This is a genomic window from Halalkalibacter okhensis (assembly GCF_000787375.1).
GTDB classification, from domain to species: Bacteria; Bacillota; Bacilli; order Bacillales; family Bacillaceae_D; genus Halalkalibacter; species Halalkalibacter okhensis.
Genome location: NZ_JRJU01000059.1, coordinates 1 through 18282, shown reverse-complemented (window position 1 = coordinate 18282; position 18282 = coordinate 1). Strand labels below are relative to the sequence as shown.

Genomic DNA, 18282 nt, shown 5'->3' with positions numbered 1-18282 from the left:
TTGTCTGTGGGGCAGAATCCCTTGTTAAAGATATTTATCATTACCGCGAAATAAATGGAGCTACGATGGACCCAATGGCAGCCTATCTCATTCTGAGAGGGATGAAGACCTTAAGACTTCGCGTGGAAAAGCAGCAAGAAAATGCGATGAAAGTAGCCCAATTTTTAGAAATGCATGAAAAGGTAGAGCACGTATATTACCCAGGACTCACCACACACACAAACCATGACATAGCCAAAAAGCAAATGAAGGGATTCGGTGGCATGCTTAGTTTCGCATTAAAAGGTGAGCTTGAAGCCGTCCGGCAGTTTTTGCCGAAACTAGAATATGCCCATCGTGCAGCTAATCTAGGTGCAGTTGAAACAACCGTTGGTCCTGCTAGAACAACGAGCCATGTAGAAAATACACCAGAGGAACGGGCTGCACTAGGGATACCTGAGGGGTTAGTTCGTTACTCTGCCGGCATAGAAGATATTGATGATTTACTACATGACTTAAAGCAAGCACTTGATGAAATTAAGCTCTAATGTAAGGGTGATGGCATGTGGCAAAAGACAAGTGGGAGAAGCGATTAATTAAGTGGAGAAGACATCTACATCGGTATCCAGAATTGAGTTTTGAAGAAAAACAAACAACGGCCTATATTATTGAGCAAATTAAGGGGCTGCCAGGTGTATCGATCCAATGGGGGAGAGATCAAATTGGATTAGATACGGGAGTCATAGTAACTATTGGTGGTGGAGAAAGTCCGATTATAGGGCTCCGAGCCGATATTGATGCTCTTCCGATAAGAGAGGAGACAAAAGCCACGTATCAATCATGTCATACTGGAGTAATGCATGCATGTGGACATGATGGACACACGGCTATGCTTCTAGGAGCGGTTCATTTTCTATCTAGTTTATTTGAAGCAAATCTCTTGAATGGAACAGTTAAATGCTTATTCCAACCAGCTGAGGAAACAGAAGATCAATTTGGAAAAACAGGTGCACAATATGTTTTAAATAGTGGAGCATTTGATGAAGTAGAAGCATGCCTTGCCCTACATTTAGATCCTGATATTCCAATAGGTGAAGTCAAGCTAAAGGCGGGTGTTGCGATGGCTAATGTTGATACTTTTACGGTTGTGATCAATGGAACAGGAGGACACGGAGCATATCCTGAACAATCAATTGATCCAGTCTATTTAAGTTCCTTGATATTGCCATATTTATATAGTTTGCCTTCAAGGCAAATTTCAGCACTTGAACCAGCAGTCTTAAGTGTTTGTCAAATCACTGGAGGTGCATCTTCAAATGTGATCCCGTCTGAGGTGACGATTCGTGGAACGATGAGAACGTATTCTGAGAAAGCGAGGAGCCGTCTTTCATCTGAACTTGAAAAGGGATTAAGGCAAATTCAAACGCTAGGTGGCTCTTATCAATTACAGCTACATCACGGAGAGCCAGCTCTTATAAATGATCCTGGGATAGTAGAAGTTTTTTCAAAAGCAATTAGATTAGTAGATCCCAATGTGGTAATCCATTCTGAGGCATATGGACTTGGTGGAGAGGACTTTAGTCATTTTACGAAAAAAATTCCTGGAGCGATGATGTTTCTTGGAGCCGCTGATTGGAGTAAACAAAAAACAAGTCTTCACCAGCCTTCGTTTTGTTTTGATGAAAGAGCGTTGGAAATGGGTACACACACACTTGTGAAAGCCGTCTTACTTTTGATGAAAAAGGGAGGGATTGAAGGTGGAACATAAAATAGATTTAATTGGGTTTGGCGGAGTTGGCCAGGGGTTTGTTGATATTATAAGAGAAAAAGGGCTGAAGTTGAAAAACGACCATGAAGTTGAATTTAAAGTGGTCTCCATATCTGATTTATATAAGGGATCCCTTCACCATCCAGATGGGCTTTGTTTAGATAAGGTGATGAATTCAATATGTGAGTCAGGAAGTTTAGATGGATATCCTGATCAACCAGGTCTTATCAGAGGCTGGTCAACTCAGGAGACGATCGAGAAATCCAATGCAGATTCGGTTGTTGAAATGACTTTTACGGACGTGGTTACAGGTCAGCCAGCTATTGACCATTGTACTTGGGCTTTTTCAAACAAGAAAAATGTTGTAATGACAAATAAAGGACCTGTTGCCTTGGCATATGAGAAGCTATCAAAGCTTGCTGAGGCAAATGAAGTTCAGTGGTTATTTGAAGGTGCTGTTATGAGTGGTTCTCCTGCATTACGTCTACCAAAAGAAACTCTAACTGGAAATGAGATCCACGAAATACGTGGTATTTTAAATGGTACAACGAATTATATGTTGATGCGAATGGAAGATGGACTTAGTTATCAAGATGCACTTCAAGAGGCAAAGCAACTAGGTTATGCAGAAGCTGATCCAACTGCGGATATCGAAGGGTACGACGTCTTATATAAGGTGTTAATTCTAGCAAATGTTGTCCTTGGATTCCCTTTGAAACGAGAAGATGTCTTATGTAAAGGTATAACAGATGTTACACAAAGTGCCATAGATGATGCAAAAAAAGCAGGAAAACGCTGGAAATTAATTGGGTCGTTGAAAAGAACAGAGAGCGGAGTTAAAGGTATTGTTGCACCGGAGATGGTAGCATTGGACGATCCGTTAGCTGGTGTATCAGGTGCGATGAATGCAATAACCTATCAATGTGACTTGTCTGGAGCGATTACGCTTGTTGGAGCAGGAGCAGGGATTAAAGAAACGGGATTTGCCGTTCTTATCGATTTGATTCACATAAAACGCGGTCGAGAACAAGAGGGGGGATAAAATGAAAAACCAAATCGTTCAAGAACGAATGTTAATTGGTGGTGAATGGATCAAAGCCAAGGAAGAAATGGATGTTGTAGACCCAGGTACAGGTGAATTAATTGCAACAGTCCCTAGAGCAAGTGTTGAAGACGTAAAGGAGGCCATAAAAAAGGCAAGAAATGGCGCAAGAAAAAGTGCCAATTTATCAGTGCATGAGAGAATGAACATTCTTCATAAGGCAGCCACCTATATAGAGCAAAATAAAACTAGCTTTGTAAATACGATTGTATCAGAAAGCAGCAAAACGATTCGTGAAGCGAGAAAAGAGGTTATCCGCTGTATTGAAACACTCCGTTTAAGTGCGGAGGAAGCAAGAAGAATTGATGGGGAAACGATCCCTTTTTCCCAGATGCCTGGGCATGAAACGAGAGTTGGATATGTATATCGTTTTCCGGTAGGGATTGTTGCAGCAATTACCCCATTTAATGATCCTCTTAATCTTGTTGCTCACAAAGTAGGCCCAGCTATTGCAGCAGGTAATGCCGTCATCGTTAAACCGGCATCATTAACTCCATTAAGTGCTCTAAGATTAGCAGAAGCTTTCTTACATGCGGGGCTACCAGCAAATATTCTTTCAGTAATTACAGGACGTGGTTCTACTATATGCGATCCGCTGATCGAACATGACGATGTCAGGTTTGTTTCTTTCACAGGGGGTTATGAAACTGGGAAAGAAATTACACAAAAAGCTGGGGTTAAGAAATTAGGGATGGAGTTAGGATCTAATTCACCAACAATTATTCTTAATGATGCGAATGTAGAAGAAGCGATTTCTTCCACAGTATCGGGTGCATTTGGAGTTGCTGGTCAAAATTGCATTGGTGTTCAGCGAATATATGTGGAATCACCCTTATACAAAACATTTTTAACGCAATTTGTTGAAGAAACAAAAAAATTAAAAGTTGGCTTAAAAGAGGAAGAAACAACAGATATAGGGCCGATGATTTCTGAAAAAGAAGCAAAGCGAGTTGAGAGCTGGATCGCTGAAGCAAGGAATTTAGGCGCTTCCATTTGTTGTGGAGGGAACAGAAAGAGAGCTTATGTAGAACCGACTGTTTTAACGAATGTTCCAACAAGTGCAACGATTGCAACAGAGGAAGTCTTTGGGCCGGTCGTACTCATTGAACCTGTTAACTCTCTTCAAGAGGCGATCGATCAATCAAATGACAGTGGATATGGCTTGCAAGCCGGTATATTTACAGAGAAGCTAGAAACAGCTTTTCAAGCGATTCATGAGCTCCATTTTGGCGGTGTCATGATTAACGATAGTAGCGATGTGAGAATTGATGGGATGCCTTTTGGAGGGATAAAGGGTTCAGGAATTGGTCGTGAAGGAGTTCGGTATGCAATTGAAGCGATGACGGAACAAAAAGTCGTGGCATTTAAGTTACAAAAATAGCCACTCTCTCAACAATGAGGGGGCTTAGAAAGAGGGTGAAATCTTTGTTTGCATTAGAAGAGTACACAAGAAGGTTAGAGGCGGTCAAAAAGCGGATGGTTGACGAAGGGGTTGATGTACTTCTGATTTCAAATCCGTCCAACATGTATTATTTAACCAACTATTCGGCTTGGAGTTTCTATGTCCATCAAATGATGGTAGTAACACTTGAAGACGCTCAGCCTTTATGGATTGGACGCCAAATGGATGCAAATGGTGTGGCGAAAACGACGTGGCTTGATGAACACCATATTATAGCCTACCCTGACTTTTACGTCCAGTCAACAGAACGCCATCCAATCGATTTTGTTGCGAATATATTAACAGAAATTGGTCAAAGCAGAAGAACGATTGGTATAGAAATGGATGTTCATTATTTTACGGCTCTTTGTTATGAACGGTTAAAGCATGGATTACCGAATGCAACATTTAAAGACACGTCTAGCTTGGTGAATATAATTCGGCTTATAAAATCACAGAATGAAATAACCTATATGAAACGAGCGGGAAAGATTGTGGAAAATGCCATGACTGCAGCATACGAATGTGTTCAGGTCGGTGTTCGAGAATCAGATGTGGCAGCGGCGATCTATTATGCCCAAATAAAGGGAACGAAAGAATTTGGGGGAGACTATACATCGATTGTACCAATGATGCCAACAAATGAGAATACGTCTTGCCCCCATCTTACATGGACGGATCGCCCTTATCAGAAAGGAGATTTTTTAACGCTGGAAATAGCCGGTGCTTACAAACGATATCATGCACCGATGGCTAGAACGATGGCAATTGGTACTGCACCGAATGAAGTGAAAGAGCTTGCAAAAGTCGTTGAAGAAGGAATTGAAGCGACACTTGATTTTATTCGACCTGGCATTCGGGCAGAGGAAGTTGAACGAGTCTGGAGCAAAACAATTGGAAAATATGGGCATAGAAAAAGCTCTAGACTTGGCTACTCGGTTGGTTTAAGCTTTCCTCCAGATTGGGGGGAGCATACCGTTAGCTTCCGACCAGGAGATGAAACCATTTTAAAGCCGAATATGACCTTTCATTTAATGCCTGGTATTTGGTATAACGATTATGGAGTGGAGATAACGGAAACAATTCATATAACTGACCAAGGTGTAGAATTATTAACAAACTTTCCGCGTGATTTATATGAAAAGCCGGTGTTATCGGTCATATCAGATGAACATACGTCGTAACGAATAAGGTGACTCAAGAGGTAAAGCAAACCTTCTTGAGTCATCTATTTTTCATATGCATAAGCCTTCTTTGTAGCTGTAAGTGTTTACATATAAAAATAAATTATGTATTACGAAAAACCTCGTGACCGTATACAAAGGTGGTGGTAAGATACAACTACGGAATGTAGAGAGGACGGTTTGTATGAAAGAAAAATCTCTGCTCTTCACATATGGCATTGTTTTTTTTGTGATGATTATTTGGGGACTAAATGTAGTCATGTTAAAAGTGTTAGTTAGTTCATTCCCACCAATAACGATGACCGTATTTCGTATCATGGCAGCAGGATTAGCAACAGCAGCTTTTATTCTTGGAAGTCGAACAATAAGAAAGCTTACGAAAAAAGAATGGAAATACACACTTTTAGGAGCGCTCTTTGGTGTGGTTGCTCATCATTATTTTTTAGCAATGGGCTTAACGCTTACCAATGCTTCGAATGCAGTCTTAATATTAGCTTTGCTACCGTTGTCGACGTCGTTGTTAGCTGTCATCTTTCTTGGTGACCGTTTAACGAAGTGGAGAATGGTTGGAATTGGGTTAGGTTTTATTGGTGTGCTTTTTATTCAAGGTGGGGAAGGTGAAGGCGCGCTCTCTCTAGGGGAATTGTATATTTTTATCGCAATGTTCGCTCAAGCGATCAGTTTCATCTATATTAAAAAAGCGACGGTAACCCTAGACTCAAGACAAATGACAAGCATGATGCTCTTGATTGGCTCTGTTGGCCTTCTTTTCATAAGCTTTTTGTTAGAGCCAGGAAGTTTACGAGAAATGATTGGCGCACCATTTGGCGTCTATGTCATCTTTTTTGTTTCAGCGATTGTTGCTACTGCGGTAGGGCATTTTTTGTTTAATGCAGCTATCCAAAAAATTGGAGCGGGACAAACGGCTATTTTTAATAACTTTGTGCCTTTTTTTGGTTTAATCAGCTCAACTATTTTCTTAAACGAACAAGTTTATTGGTATCAAACATTCGGATTTATATTTATTGCAGTTGGTGTTTTGTTTGGAACGGGTTATATTGAACATCTATGGACAAAACAGAAAGCAATCCCTGAAGAGTTACATAAAAAAAGTGTGTAATCTTTTCCTGAATGAATTAAAAAAACCGATCAGAAACTTCGAAGGCACTGAAAAAGTCCTTTTAGAAGATTTGAGGAAGCAGCAATGGATCCACATGTTACGCGCCTGCTACTAAAATAAAGAAATGGTTCCGTTCATTGCTTAAAGGCCACTGAAAAAGGTAAAATCGTACCTTTTTCAGTGGCCTTAGAAACTTCTGAGCGTTTTTTACTACTACTTTAATGAATTAGCTAACAAAAAAGTTCATCGTTGGTTGTACAACTGATTGAAGTTCTTGCTGTTGTTCAGCAGTTAAAGGAATAAGAGGCAAGCGAACAGGACCTGCTTTGATCCCTTTCATTTCCATGGCAGCTTTTACAGCGGTCGGGTTCGGTGCCATAAATAGGGACTTCATCACAGGGAGAAGTTGACGATGCTGCATAGCGGCAGCAGTCACTTGACCTGCTTGATAATTACGAACCATTTGCTGCATTTCATTACCAACAATGTGGGAAGCAACAGATACAACTCCAGCACCGCCAATTGATAACATAGGCAATGCTAAACTATCATCTCCGCTATATACGGTAAAGCCTTCAGGTGCGTGTTCAATGATTGTTGCAATGGCATCTAAATCGCCACTAGCCTCTTTGATTGTGACAATATTAGGGACTTGTGCTAAACGTAGTGTTGTTTCTACGTTCATATTAACCGCACTTCTTCCTGGAATATTATAAAGCATAACAGGTAATTTTGTTGCATTTGCAATGGTAGCAAAATGCGCATAAATCCCTTCTTGAGAAGGTTTGTTGTAATAAGGTACAACGAGCATAATTCCATCTACACCGATTTCTTCGGCCTGTTTTGTTAGTTCTATTGAGGCTTGTGTATTATTTGAGCCTGTTCCAGCAATAACTGGAATTTGGCCATTAGCTGTTTCAACAACAGTTTTAAAAAGCAATAATTTTTCCTCTGTAGAAAGAGTTGGAGATTCGCCTGTCGTACCGGCTACGACGACTGCATCCGATCCATTTGCAATAAGATGATTAACAAGTTCTTGTGTTGCAGGAATATCAAGTTGTCCATGTTGATTAAATGGTGTGACCATTGCCGTGATAATACGTCCAAAATTCATCCAATTCACCCTCAATTCATAATATTTTCCATATACGTAGGGGAAGATGGGCTACTGGGAGGCACAAAAAAACAACAATGAGGCCTCTACTCATTGTTGTTAGGTTTAGCAATTGTAGCAAAACCAATTCAATGTGTGAGATAGCCCTCCATATAGCGATTCTGCTATATGACAGTACTGCCCTTGTTCAGAACAGTCCCAGCTAATGAGACATGAGATCTCAACTAACTTCGGCAAGTATCCCTTTCCACTTAGCATCTACAGATCTCATTCTCCTCCGCTAAAGTACTTATGATCCTTGCACCTCTACCCTCACTTCAATGTATGAAGTAAGATATAACGTAATTTGTGTCTACCTTACCAAATGTTTTCAATGATTGCAATGGTTTAATGAGAATTTCTTTGTAATAAATTTAAAAGCTTATCAAGTTCTTGACTACACTCCACGGTTACTTTTGCCGTCATCCCATACTTTTTAGCAAGATTTAGCATTTGTAATCGTTTTTGCTCTATTTCTACACATAACATATTGCACTCCACCTCAAAAAGAATGAACAAACAGACGACTTGATTAGGCTGGAATGGAAGTTATAGCGCTGTTGCATCTAAGCAAATGTCTATTTATAAAAATTATTATACCCAATAGAAATATGTTGAAAAGTGTTTCTTCTAAAGTAGTCACAAATAGATGAAATTAGTAAAAATCCGACAAAAATTGCAAGTGGATTTCTAGATATTTTCAGATTGAGATATGAAAATACTACGCACAATAGTGGTAGGAGGGATTCCAATGAAATGTGTAAGTTGTATGGTCATCGCGGCCGTATTATTAACAGGATGTACCATACCTCAAGAAGCGGAGATGGGGGCGAGTCCAGACAGGAATGAAGGTTTCAACGGCTATGGTGTACAACATGTCCGTGCATTTGAAGGTCCACTTAGTGATTTGATGGTCCCAGATCATTCACCAAAGGGATTAACTGATCCAGTTCATCACTTAACAGATAGAGGATCATATACAACAAGGCACCGAAATTTAAGTATGAAGCATGAGGGCCTTAATCAACAAGGTGCTCGGATATTAAGTAATCGACCTGGTGTTTTACGTGATAAATACTCATATAGCAACGACCCTCATGTTGCGAGAAAGAATAAAGGGATAAGAAATCAGCAAGCAACATCAGAGATCACAAAAGAAATTGAGACGCGTGTCGAATCATTAGAGAATATTAGGGATGCCCATGTAATGACGGATGGTAGTCATATCGTCATTGGTATTGAGTCAAGTGAACAAGATCGGGTCAAGCTAAGAAGGATTGTGGAAGAGGAAGTTAAACAAGTTACAGATCTGAGAAATGTTTATATTACAACAGATCGAAAAACGATTAATCGTATGAATGCGGTAGAACATCATATTGGTTTAGATCAACCATTTGAATCCATTGGTGGAACAGCGGGCGATCTAGCTGATTTAGTTGATGATGCGATTCGCGGTCGAAGATAAAAGCAGGGAGGAATCCCCTGCTTTTTTGTCTAAATAGCTTAATGAATTCCGAAGTCTTCGGTTACTGAGAGATATTCTCTCTCCATTAATTTATGCGATAAAATCGCATTTTCATAATAGACACGGGCATTAGTGATTTGAAGCTGGTGTACAGGATCTTTCATGTCTTTTAAGATCCTCTCCAACGCATCTAATTCCATTAATGTTGATACATGCACATGATGCATATTGTCAAATGGTTCAGGCCGGTTTAAATCAATGAAGTTAGAGCTATTATCGCGGATATTTTGTATTTTACTTAAAGTATGATCCACATCAGCTACGCGTACATTGGCTCGGTCAAAGAATGGAGCAATACTTTCTAACATGGTAGCTGTTTCACTAATATAATGTCCTGCTTCGTCTGCATATGATTGAAGAGCAGTGTTACGAAGAATTCTTTGTTTGTTTTGATCTCTAATACTAGGAGGTGCGGGAACGACATTTTGCTGATTAGCTTTAAATTGCTGGGCTTCTATATCATCTACAATTTCTGCTTCTGAATCGGCTTGGCAACTTGCAAGAATCAAACAAGTTCCAAACAAAATTGAGACATGTTGCTTTTTCAAGGTGCATCTACCTCCGATATACAAACGTTTCCCCTAGTATGAATCATGTAGGAAAAAGTATGCATTAACGTGAAACTCTCACCGTATGATGTAGCAAAGGGATGAGGGGGAACGCAAATGTATACAGCGTTATTAATTATTTCAATCTCATTTTTATTTTTGCTGTTTTTTGGGGTGATGATGCTTGGAAACAGAATTGCGCACACACTTGAATATTTGCAAGCAAAGGAAGCAGATCAAGAACTTGCTCAAATTGAGGAAATGATGAAGTCGTATACAAAAAAATAGATAAATAAATGGATGAATAAGTAGATGCTGTTTCTTATTGCTTAGGGGTGTCGCAAAAGGATTTTGACCTTTTGTGTCACCCCTTTTGTATGGTCGAATCCTTTTGTTATATTATCATTTCCAACTATGATATAGTTAGAAGATTAAAAATAACAATATTTAAATAAGTTAAAGAAAAAAAGAAAACTTAGGAGTGGAAAGACTTTGATGAAATTAATTGCAATTGATATGGACGGTACTTTGCTTGGTGGTTCTCATGAAGTAACAGAAGAAAATGCACAGGCAGTTAAAGAGGCACAACAACTAGGAGTTGAAGTTGTTGTTGCGACAGGTAGAGATGAAAAAGAAGCGCGGTATCCGTTAAAAGAAGCGCAAATTACTTGTCCAGTTATTAGTGTGAACGGAGCACAGTTTCGAGATAAGAATGAAACGTTATTATCGACAATTTCAATTTCGAAGGAAACGAGTAAACGAGTATTTGATTTGTTCGCTACTCATGATATTTATTTTGAGTTATATACAAACAAAGGGACATTTACTGATAACTATGGAAAAGCTATACAAGCTGTTATTGATTTTTTTATTTCAGCAGGTTCCGATGAGGATTCCAAATCACTGCAGGCTATGGCGAAAGAGCGGTTTGATATGGGGATATTATCATTAACGGAAAGTTATGAATTGTTACTAAAACAAGAAGATACAGTGATTCTAAAAATACTAGCATTTGAAAAAGATAAGCAAAAACTTAATGATGTAAGAGAGAAACTCCAAGAAATTTCCGATATCGCAATTAGTGCTTCTGCACCAGATAATATTGAAATTACAAATATAGGAGCTCAAAAAGGAATAGCTGTACAAGCCTATGCTGATAAGCTAGGAATTACCATGAATGAAGTCATGGTAATAGGAGATAGTTTTAATGATGTATCTATGTTTAAGATAGCGGGATACAAAGTGGCAATGGGAAATGCAGAAAAAGCAATTAAAGATCTTGCTGACTTTGTAACGAAACGAAACGATGAAGATGGGGTCGCATTTGCCATTCGAAAGCAACTTGACGAAAATGAATAGTTAAAGAGGTGAAGGTGTGCGGACGTTTGCTAAGCCGAAAGTGGTTGTCAGTAAATGTATGGAGTTTGCAGCTTGTAGGTACAATGGAGATCAAATAAATGAACCTACCGTTGCAAAGCTTGCACAATATGTTGAATTTATCCCTGTATGTCCAGAAGTCGAAATCGGGTTAGGAACCCCGAGAGAAGTTGTGCGTCTTGTTTCGGATGGAGAAGATAATAAATTAATTCAACCAAAAACGAATGAAGATTTAACAGGTCAAATGAATGAATTTGCTAATGAGTTTTTGGGAAGTATCGATGAAGTAGATGGATTTTTATTAAAAAATCGTTCTCCAACATGTGGAATTTCTGATGCAAAGGTGTACAGTGGGATAGAAAAGTCTCCTGTTATTAGAACAGGTAGCGGAGTGTTTTCTAATCGTATTGACTACTTCTTTCCCTTGAAACCTCGTGAAGACGAAGGCCGTCTAAGGAATTTTATCCTTAGAGAACATTTTTTTTACTCATTTATTTACCATTTCTGAATTCCGTTCGGTCAAGCAAACGAAGAAAAGATCAGAATTGATTTTTTTCCATGCAAAGAATAAATATTTATTTATGGCCTATAATCAAAATAAGGTGAGACAGCTCGGGGACATTCTAGCCAATCATGAACGTCTGTCAATAAACATAGTAATTGAGAAGTACGAAAGGGCGTTACACGAATTATTTAGTACACCGGCTAAATCAACCTCACATATTAACGTTTGTCAGCACGTTTTTGGTTATTTTTCTAAAGATCTGACAAAAGCTGAAAAAGTCCATTTCTTTGAGTTATTAAATCAATATCGTCATCAAAAAATTCCTTTAAGCAGTGTCCTTGGGATTCTTCATTCGTGGTGCCATCGTTTTGAGAATGACTATTTATTAAATCAAACATATTTTGAGCCTTATCCAGTTGGGTTGATCGCCATTAGTGACTCTGGAAAAGGGCGTGCTTTATCCTAGGCTGACTTTGTGTCAGCCTATTTTTTTGTCGTTTGTGTCGGTTTTACTCTTTTTTACATACTTATGTATTAATACAACAACAAAAAATGTATTGACTATTATAGAACAGATAATTTATAATGAAACCAAGATAAAGAGAAGGAAAATTCAAACTAATTAGAGAAGGGTGAGAGGAAAATGAAAAAAGGAAAAACAAATTCAACACAAAAACCAGTGGAAATCAAGGAAGATCAATCAATTCTTAAGTCTATCAACGATTATTATAGCCGTAATTAAAAAAATATGTAACACTGTTCAGAGCTTCTGCTAATGAGGCTCTGTTTTTATTTGTGTTTCTGTTATGAGACAGAAGAGAGGGGAAAAGATCTAAACTTGACTTCCAATTTCAGGACATTATTTAACAAAAGAATGGAAAGTTACTTGCAATTTGCAAATAGATAAGCTATAGTTAAGTCAACGGTCGTCAACTTCAGTTAAAGATAGCGCTTTTCATTCAGCTGGCGCGGTCAAGGAGCCGCAAGGATGAACGAGAGGCAGGGCTTTCATCGTCTGGAGATTGATTGATGGATCCTTATATTTACCCATTAGAAACAAATTGCATCAATTAGCAGCACATAAAAGAGTTCAGTATTCACATGTTATAAGGGATATTCACTCGATTTCGTGGTTGATGTTCCTTATAATATGTGAATTTTTATTTACCTCGGATTGTAAATACGATTGCATATTAAGTAAATAATTTTAAGATTGGGGTTTTTTAGTATGGCACAAACTGGTACAGTTAAATGGTTCAACGCAGAAAAAGGATTCGGTTTCATTGAAGTAGAAGGCGGAAACGACGTATTCGTACACTTCAGCGCTATCACTGGCGAAGGTTTCAAATCACTTGACGAAGGTCAATCTGTTGAATTTGAAATCGTTGAAGGCGACCGTGGTCCACAAGCAGCTAACGTTGTAAAACTATAAATTGCTTTTTGAAGACAATGTCTCAATTTGGGACATTGTCTTTTTTGGTTTTAATTAAGCAACTACAAAGGTTTTAGACTATTTGAATAAATGTGGCATGATTTTTAAATCTTGAATATAATATTATTGTAAGGGCTTACAATCAATTGGCTAAATGTAAACGAAGGCACTGAATAGTCTATTGTTTCAATAAATTGTATACACATTGAGTAATAGCTGATTCGTACAATAAATGTGAGGGGTGTTCAAATGGAAGCAGCGTATTATAATGATTTATCCATTTATGTTCCTAAGAATCAATTAGATAAGCTAATTACTGGGGTACTCCAAGATAAGTATCGAATCTTTTGGGGATTCAATAAGGGAAGAATGATCTTAAATATTTACAATAGCGAAGTAAATAATAAATTAACCTTTATTAGACACAAAGGGTTTTTAGAGTTAGTAGAAGCGAAAGTTAAAAGCCCCAATGTATTAAAAGTATTAGATAATGATATTGATTTTACAGTGAAAGCAGCTTCTCAAAATAATTTGGATGTAAGAAGAAACAAGGAAACGGTTTATAATGAGATCGATCATTTTTTAATTGAATTGTTATATTTCAAAAAAATTGGTGATGTTCAATCAATGCATAACATTAAAGATAAGTTAGCTGAGCTAACCCATGAATGGAACAGGTTAACATTATCCAGATAAGAACGATTATTAGATAAAATGACCCGTGTCACTATACTGGCCGTACGGGTCATTTTGTATTTATCGAAAGAAAATAGGTATTTTTTGAAAAGAAAGGGTTTACAGATTTTAAAAACGTGTTTATAATTTGATTTGCATACGTATTCAAAATTAAATATTTTAAATATTCAAGATGTAATTGTTGAAAGATTTCTATTTGCTTATTTTTGAATACGTATGCAAAATCAAGAGGAGAGTGAACAAGATGGCTACTTTTTTAAAAACAGGTAAGAGTGAAGTGGAAATTAAAGAATCAAATACTAAGGTACAAGAAATAGTAAGCGGAATCATTAAAGATGTTGAAGAAAATGGGGATAAAGCTGTTCAAGCATTAGCAGAAAAGTTTGATAACTGGAAAGCAAGCAGCTTTCGTCTAACGGATAATCAAATTGCTGAAATTGTCAAATCAGTTCCAGAACAAACTATTGAAGATATTAAGTTTGCTCAAGCGCAAGTTCGTAATTTCGCAGAAAAACAAAGAGAATGTATTAAAGATCTAGAAGTAGAAACATTGCCAGGTGTGACACTTGGACATAAAAACATTGCGGTAAATAGTGTTGGTTGCTACATTCCAGGTGGGAGATATCCAATGGTTGCATCAGCCCATATGAGTATTCTTACTGCTAAAGTTGCTGGAGTAAAGCGAGTGATTGGGTGTACTCCCCCTATTAAAGGAGAAATTCCAGCTGCAACGGTAACGGCAATGTATTTAGCTGGGGCGGATGAAATTTACATTTTAGGTGGCGTTCAAGCTATGACAGCAATGGCTGTTGGAACAGAAACGATCGAGCCAGTAGATATGATTGTAGGACCTGGTAATGCATTTGTTGCTGAAGCGAAGCGTCAATTATTCGGAAGAGTGGGAATTGATTTATTCGCAGGACCAACAGAAACACTTGTTATTGCAGATGAAACATCAGATGCAGAAATCGTTGCTACAGATTTACTTGGTCAAGCAGAGCACGGTCCAACTTCTCCGTCAGCGCTTATTACGACGTCTAAAACGTTAGCTGAAGACACAATTAAAGAAATTGAACGTCAGCTTGAAACACTGCCGACAGCAGATGTAGCAAGCGTTGCTTGGAGTGATTATGGTTCTATTATTTTAGTAGATAGTCTAGAAGAAGCTGTTGTTGAAGCCGATAAATTAGCATATGAGCATGTGGAAATCTTAACTGAGAACCCAGATTACTTCTTAGAGAACATGACAAACTATGGAGCATTATTCTTAGGACCTGAAACAAACGTGGCTTATGGAGATAAAGTGATTGGAACAAACCATACACTCCCAACAAAAGGCGCTGCTAGGTTCACTGGTGGTTTATGGGTTGGAAAATACTTGAAGACTTGCACATACCAAAAAGCGACTCCTGAGGCAAGTGTTGTTATTGGTGAATATGGGTCTCGTCTATGTGAACTAGAAGGGTTCATGGGACATAAGGCACAAGCAGATCTACGTGTAAGACGATACAAAAAAGAAAAAGTAACCAACTAAATGTGATATAATTTCCCTGACTCAAGGGGGGATTCATATGTCCAAAAAGAAAGTAACGTCTATGGATGTTGCAAAATTAGCGGGTGTTTCGCAATCGACGGTTTCAAGGGTGTTTGGATCGGGTGCCAATGTATCAGAAAAAAAGCGCATTCAAATCTTAGATGCAGCTGAACGATTAGGCTATCAGCCGAATGCCATAGCAAGAGGGTTGATTACCAATCAAACAAAAATGATTGGGATTGTCATGCGAAACATTCAAAACCCGTTTTATCCAGAAGTACTTGAAAAATTTTATGTAAAATTAGCCGAAAAAGGCTACCATTTAATTTTTATGAATTCAGAGCATAATCTTGTTCAAGAAGATGATATTAGTCATTTGATCGAATATCATGTTGATGGCGTCATCATCACAGATGCGTTGCTATCTTCTTCTGCTGTAAAGCGTTTTTTGAAAAATGATATTGCGGTGATTCTTTTTAACCGGTATATAGAAAATGCGGATTATAGTGCTGTATTTTGTGATAATTATTTAGCTGGTCAAAAAATTGCCGATTATTTAGTAGAAACAGGACATAAGCATTTTGCCTTTATTTCTGGACCATTAGAGACATCAACAACCATGGACCGAAAAAAAGGTTTTGAAGAATCGTTAGCGAAACATGGCTTTTTTGATATAGAAGTAGAGATAGGAAACTATTCTTATGAAAGTGGATTTGCTGCAGCAAAGAAGATATTACAATCTAACAATCAAATAGATAGTATATTTTGTAGTAACGATATTACTGCGCTTGGGGCTATTGATGCAGCGAAGTCATTAGGAATACAAGTACCTGAAGACCTTTCAGTTATCGGTTTTGATGATATTAGTATGGCTAGTTGGCCATCTTACTCTTTAACCACATGGCAACAACCGGTTGATGAGATGGTGCATTCGACGATTGCATTGTTATTGAATGAGATGAATGTGGAAGAGAAAAAAGTTGCTAAACATGCAATTCCGGGAGAATTAATTATTAGAGGTTCTGTAAAAAAAAGATTGTAAAAAAATGGGCAAAGGAATGAATAGAAGTAGTTCTCCTTTGGCCCATCTCATTCTAATCATTTTAAAACTAGCACGCAAAAAAGAAAGCGCTTTACCTTTGTGTTAGATGAACTGCTAGTTTAAGAGCTTAGCAGGATAAAGGAGAGAGAAAAATGCTGAGTTTTATAGGATTAATTGGTGGACTGGCGCTACTAATTATTTTGACCGTTCGGGGAATGAATTTGTTAGTTGCTGCTCCATTTGCAGCATTAGTTTGTGCAATCTTCAGTGGGTTGCCAATTTTTCCACAGTTAGCTGAACAAGGTGCAGCTGATTTTTTAACGAGTTATATGAACACATTTTCTGGGTTTGTAGCATCATGGTTTATTATGTTTTTAGTTGGTGCTATTTTTGGTAAATTAATGGAAGATAGTGGAGCGGCAGATAGTGTTGCTCGTTGGATTGTTGCAAAAATTGGGATGAAACAAGCAGCTCTGGCTATTGTAATTGCATGTGCTGTTTTGACCTATGGTGGTGTCAGCTTGTTTGTTGTAGCTTTTGCTGTGTACCCGATGGCAGTTAGCTTGTTTAAGAAAGCGGATTTGCCGAGGCGATTTATCCCTGCTGCTTTAGGATTTGGATCTGTTACGTTCACAATGACTTCAGCTGGATCCCCAGAAATTCAAAATTGGATCCCAATTGAGTTTCTAGGTACAACTCCCTATGCCGCGTGGGAAGTTAGTTTAATCGTTGCTGTCTTTATGATTATTTTTGGTTATTGGTGGTTAAAGAAAATGATCCAGAAAGCTGTAAACAATGGAGAAAGGTTTGAAGCAAGAGATAATGATCCAGAAGATAGTCGAGACGATTTGCCGAATCCGTATATTAGTTTAATTCCACTCATTGTTGTACTTGTTGTAACTTTCTTTACGCATGGTTTTCTTGAAAAATCAGCATTGATTATAGCTTTATTATCAGGCGTTCTTGCAACTTATTTATTAAATTACAAGCATTTCAGGAATTTTTCAAATGCTATACAAGAAGGAACGACAGGCGCTCTAATTGCAATTGGTAATACAGCAGCTGTTGTAGGTTTTGGTGGTGTAGCTAGAGAGACTCCTGCCTTCGCTGATTCAGTTGCGTTCATGACCAATTTACCAGGTGATCCACTAATTGGGAGTGCTATAGCTATCTGTTTAATTGCAGGGGTAACCGGCTCTTCTTCAGGTGGTCAAGCAATAGCCTTGCCACTTCTTGCACCACATTACTTAGAAATGGGAGTGAATGCTGATGCGATGCATAGAACAGCGGCCCTTGCATCAGGTGCTCTTGATTCACTTCCACATGGTGGATATGCTGTAACGACCATTCGTGCTATTGCAGGAGAAACTCATAAAGATGCTTATCCAGCTTTTGGCGCTCTGACGGTTGTTGTACCGCTTCTTGGAGTTGTATTAGCAATTGCATTATTTGCCATTGGACTGTAAGTGAAAAACAAAATCCAGTATGAAAGTAAACTGAAAAAAGGAAAAAGTCCACCTTATTCAGTTTGACATTCGTGCTGGATTTTTTGTTATGAAAAAACTTGAACGCCTGTTAGGTGAATGCATAGCATAGGTATTGTAACTAAGTATGGAAGGGAGCAATCGGAGATGAATCATTATTCTCATCATCAATGGCAACAACCTGCAAATCAATCAACTTGTCCTGGTTGGGAAATGCAAAAACCAACGGAAGCGAATAAAGGATGTAAATGCGGTGCCAAAAAGAATATGTCAGAAGCCGGAATGCCACAAGACCCAGGAGGTCAGTGGGGAGCAGGTCATATGCCAGGTCCGGGTTATCCAGGAGGAATGCCACAAGCCCCAGAAGGTCAATGGGGAGCAGGTCACATGCC

At 38.4% G+C, this 18282-nt stretch carries 18 protein-coding genes, 1 pseudogene and 1 riboswitch; of the genes and pseudogenes, 16 read left to right on the top strand and 3 right to left on the bottom strand.

Annotated features, from left to right (window positions below):
- From LQ50_RS22805 to LQ50_RS22780, 6 genes are all read left to right on the top strand, one after another.
- On the top strand, window positions 1–527 hold a 527-nt coding region (locus LQ50_RS22805), incomplete at its 5' end, for a PLP-dependent transferase (protein ID WP_034633929.1).
- A gap of 17 nt (window positions 528–544) precedes the next feature.
- Window positions 545–1747 carry a M20 metallopeptidase family protein gene (locus tag LQ50_RS22800; RefSeq protein ID WP_034633927.1) on the top strand — a complete coding sequence of 401 codons (1203 nt, stop codon included), beginning with the start codon at window positions 545–547 and terminating at the stop codon, window positions 1745–1747.
- On the top strand, window positions 1737–2789 hold the full coding sequence (locus LQ50_RS22795) for a homoserine dehydrogenase (RefSeq protein ID WP_034633926.1): 1053 nt from the start codon (window positions 1737–1739) through the stop codon (window positions 2787–2789). The genes LQ50_RS22800 and LQ50_RS22795 overlap by 11 nt, the downstream gene beginning before the upstream one ends.
- A 1-nt stretch (window position 2790) precedes the next feature.
- The gene (locus LQ50_RS22790; protein ID WP_034633924.1) at window positions 2791–4230 is read left to right on the top strand and encodes an aldehyde dehydrogenase family protein; all 1440 of its coding nucleotides are present in this window, start codon (window positions 2791–2793) and stop codon (window positions 4228–4230) included.
- A 44-nt stretch (window positions 4231–4274) separates the two neighbouring features.
- Complete coding sequence (locus LQ50_RS22785) at window positions 4275–5474, top strand: M24 family metallopeptidase (RefSeq protein ID WP_034633931.1); 1200 nt, start codon at window positions 4275–4277, stop codon at window positions 5472–5474.
- 184 nt (window positions 5475–5658) lie between these two features.
- On the top strand, window positions 5659–6594 hold the full coding sequence (locus LQ50_RS22780) for a DMT family transporter (protein ID WP_034633923.1): 936 nt from the start codon (window positions 5659–5661) through the stop codon (window positions 6592–6594).
- 226 nt (window positions 6595–6820) lie between these two features.
- Here LQ50_RS22780 and dapA read toward each other — a convergent pair whose 3' ends face one another.
- On the bottom strand, window positions 6821–7708 hold the full coding sequence (dapA, locus tag LQ50_RS22775; RefSeq protein ID WP_034633921.1) for a 4-hydroxy-tetrahydrodipicolinate synthase: 888 nt from the start codon (window positions 7706–7708) through the stop codon (window positions 6821–6823).
- A gap of 133 nt (window positions 7709–7841) precedes the next feature.
- Window positions 7842–8025: riboswitch (Lysine riboswitch) on the bottom strand.
- Between the two features lie 70 nt (window positions 8026–8095).
- Window positions 8096–8236, bottom strand: coding sequence for an aspartyl-phosphate phosphatase Spo0E family protein (locus LQ50_RS25105; RefSeq protein WP_084138998.1), 141 nt, complete (start codon window positions 8234–8236; stop codon window positions 8096–8098).
- 262 nt (window positions 8237–8498) lie between these two features.
- Between LQ50_RS25105 and LQ50_RS22770 the strand changes: the two genes are divergently transcribed.
- Complete coding sequence (locus LQ50_RS22770; RefSeq protein WP_034633919.1) at window positions 8499–9212, top strand: YhcN/YlaJ family sporulation lipoprotein; 714 nt, start codon at window positions 8499–8501, stop codon at window positions 9210–9212.
- A 38-nt stretch (window positions 9213–9250) separates the two neighbouring features.
- Here the strand turns inward: LQ50_RS22770 and LQ50_RS22765 are convergent, their stop codons facing one another.
- Window positions 9251–9844: a hypothetical protein gene (locus tag LQ50_RS22765; RefSeq protein ID WP_152608281.1), complete on the bottom strand. Its 594-nt coding sequence runs from the start codon at window positions 9842–9844 to the stop codon at window positions 9251–9253.
- A gap of 93 nt (window positions 9845–9937) precedes the next feature.
- On the opposite strand from LQ50_RS22765, the gene LQ50_RS25605 reads away from it, so the two are divergent.
- From LQ50_RS25605 to LQ50_RS22725, 9 genes and pseudogenes are all read left to right on the top strand, one after another.
- Window positions 9938–10108, top strand: a complete 171-nt coding sequence (locus LQ50_RS25605) for a hypothetical protein (RefSeq protein ID WP_161784717.1) — start codon at window positions 9938–9940, stop codon at window positions 10106–10108.
- Between the two features lie 207 nt (window positions 10109–10315).
- Window positions 10316–11179, top strand: coding sequence for a Cof-type HAD-IIB family hydrolase (locus LQ50_RS22760; RefSeq protein WP_084138999.1), 864 nt, complete (start codon window positions 10316–10318; stop codon window positions 11177–11179).
- Window positions 11180–11195: 16 nt separating this feature from the next.
- Window positions 11196–12168: pseudogene (locus LQ50_RS22755) on the top strand (YbgA family protein).
- A gap of 762 nt (window positions 12169–12930) precedes the next feature.
- Complete coding sequence (gene cspD / locus LQ50_RS22750; RefSeq protein ID WP_034633915.1) at window positions 12931–13134, top strand: cold-shock protein CspD; 204 nt, start codon at window positions 12931–12933, stop codon at window positions 13132–13134.
- A 249-nt stretch (window positions 13135–13383) separates the two neighbouring features.
- The gene (locus LQ50_RS22745) at window positions 13384–13830 is read left to right on the top strand and encodes a hypothetical protein (RefSeq protein ID WP_034633913.1); all 447 of its coding nucleotides are present in this window, start codon (window positions 13384–13386) and stop codon (window positions 13828–13830) included.
- Between the two features lie 244 nt (window positions 13831–14074).
- Window positions 14075–15364 (top strand): histidinol dehydrogenase, encoded by a 1290-nt coding sequence (gene hisD / locus LQ50_RS22740; protein WP_034633911.1) that lies wholly within the window; start codon window positions 14075–14077, stop codon window positions 15362–15364.
- 37 nt (window positions 15365–15401) lie between these two features.
- Entirely contained in the window at window positions 15402–16406 is a 1005-nt protein-coding gene (locus LQ50_RS22735) for a LacI family DNA-binding transcriptional regulator (protein WP_034633910.1), read from the top strand.
- A gap of 152 nt (window positions 16407–16558) precedes the next feature.
- The gene (locus tag LQ50_RS22730) at window positions 16559–17872 is read left to right on the top strand and encodes a GntP family permease (protein ID WP_034633908.1); all 1314 of its coding nucleotides are present in this window, start codon (window positions 16559–16561) and stop codon (window positions 17870–17872) included.
- Between the two features lie 165 nt (window positions 17873–18037).
- Window positions 18038–18282, top strand: a 245-nt coding sequence (locus LQ50_RS22725; RefSeq protein ID WP_034633907.1) for a hypothetical protein, incomplete at its 3' end; no start/stop codon positions are given.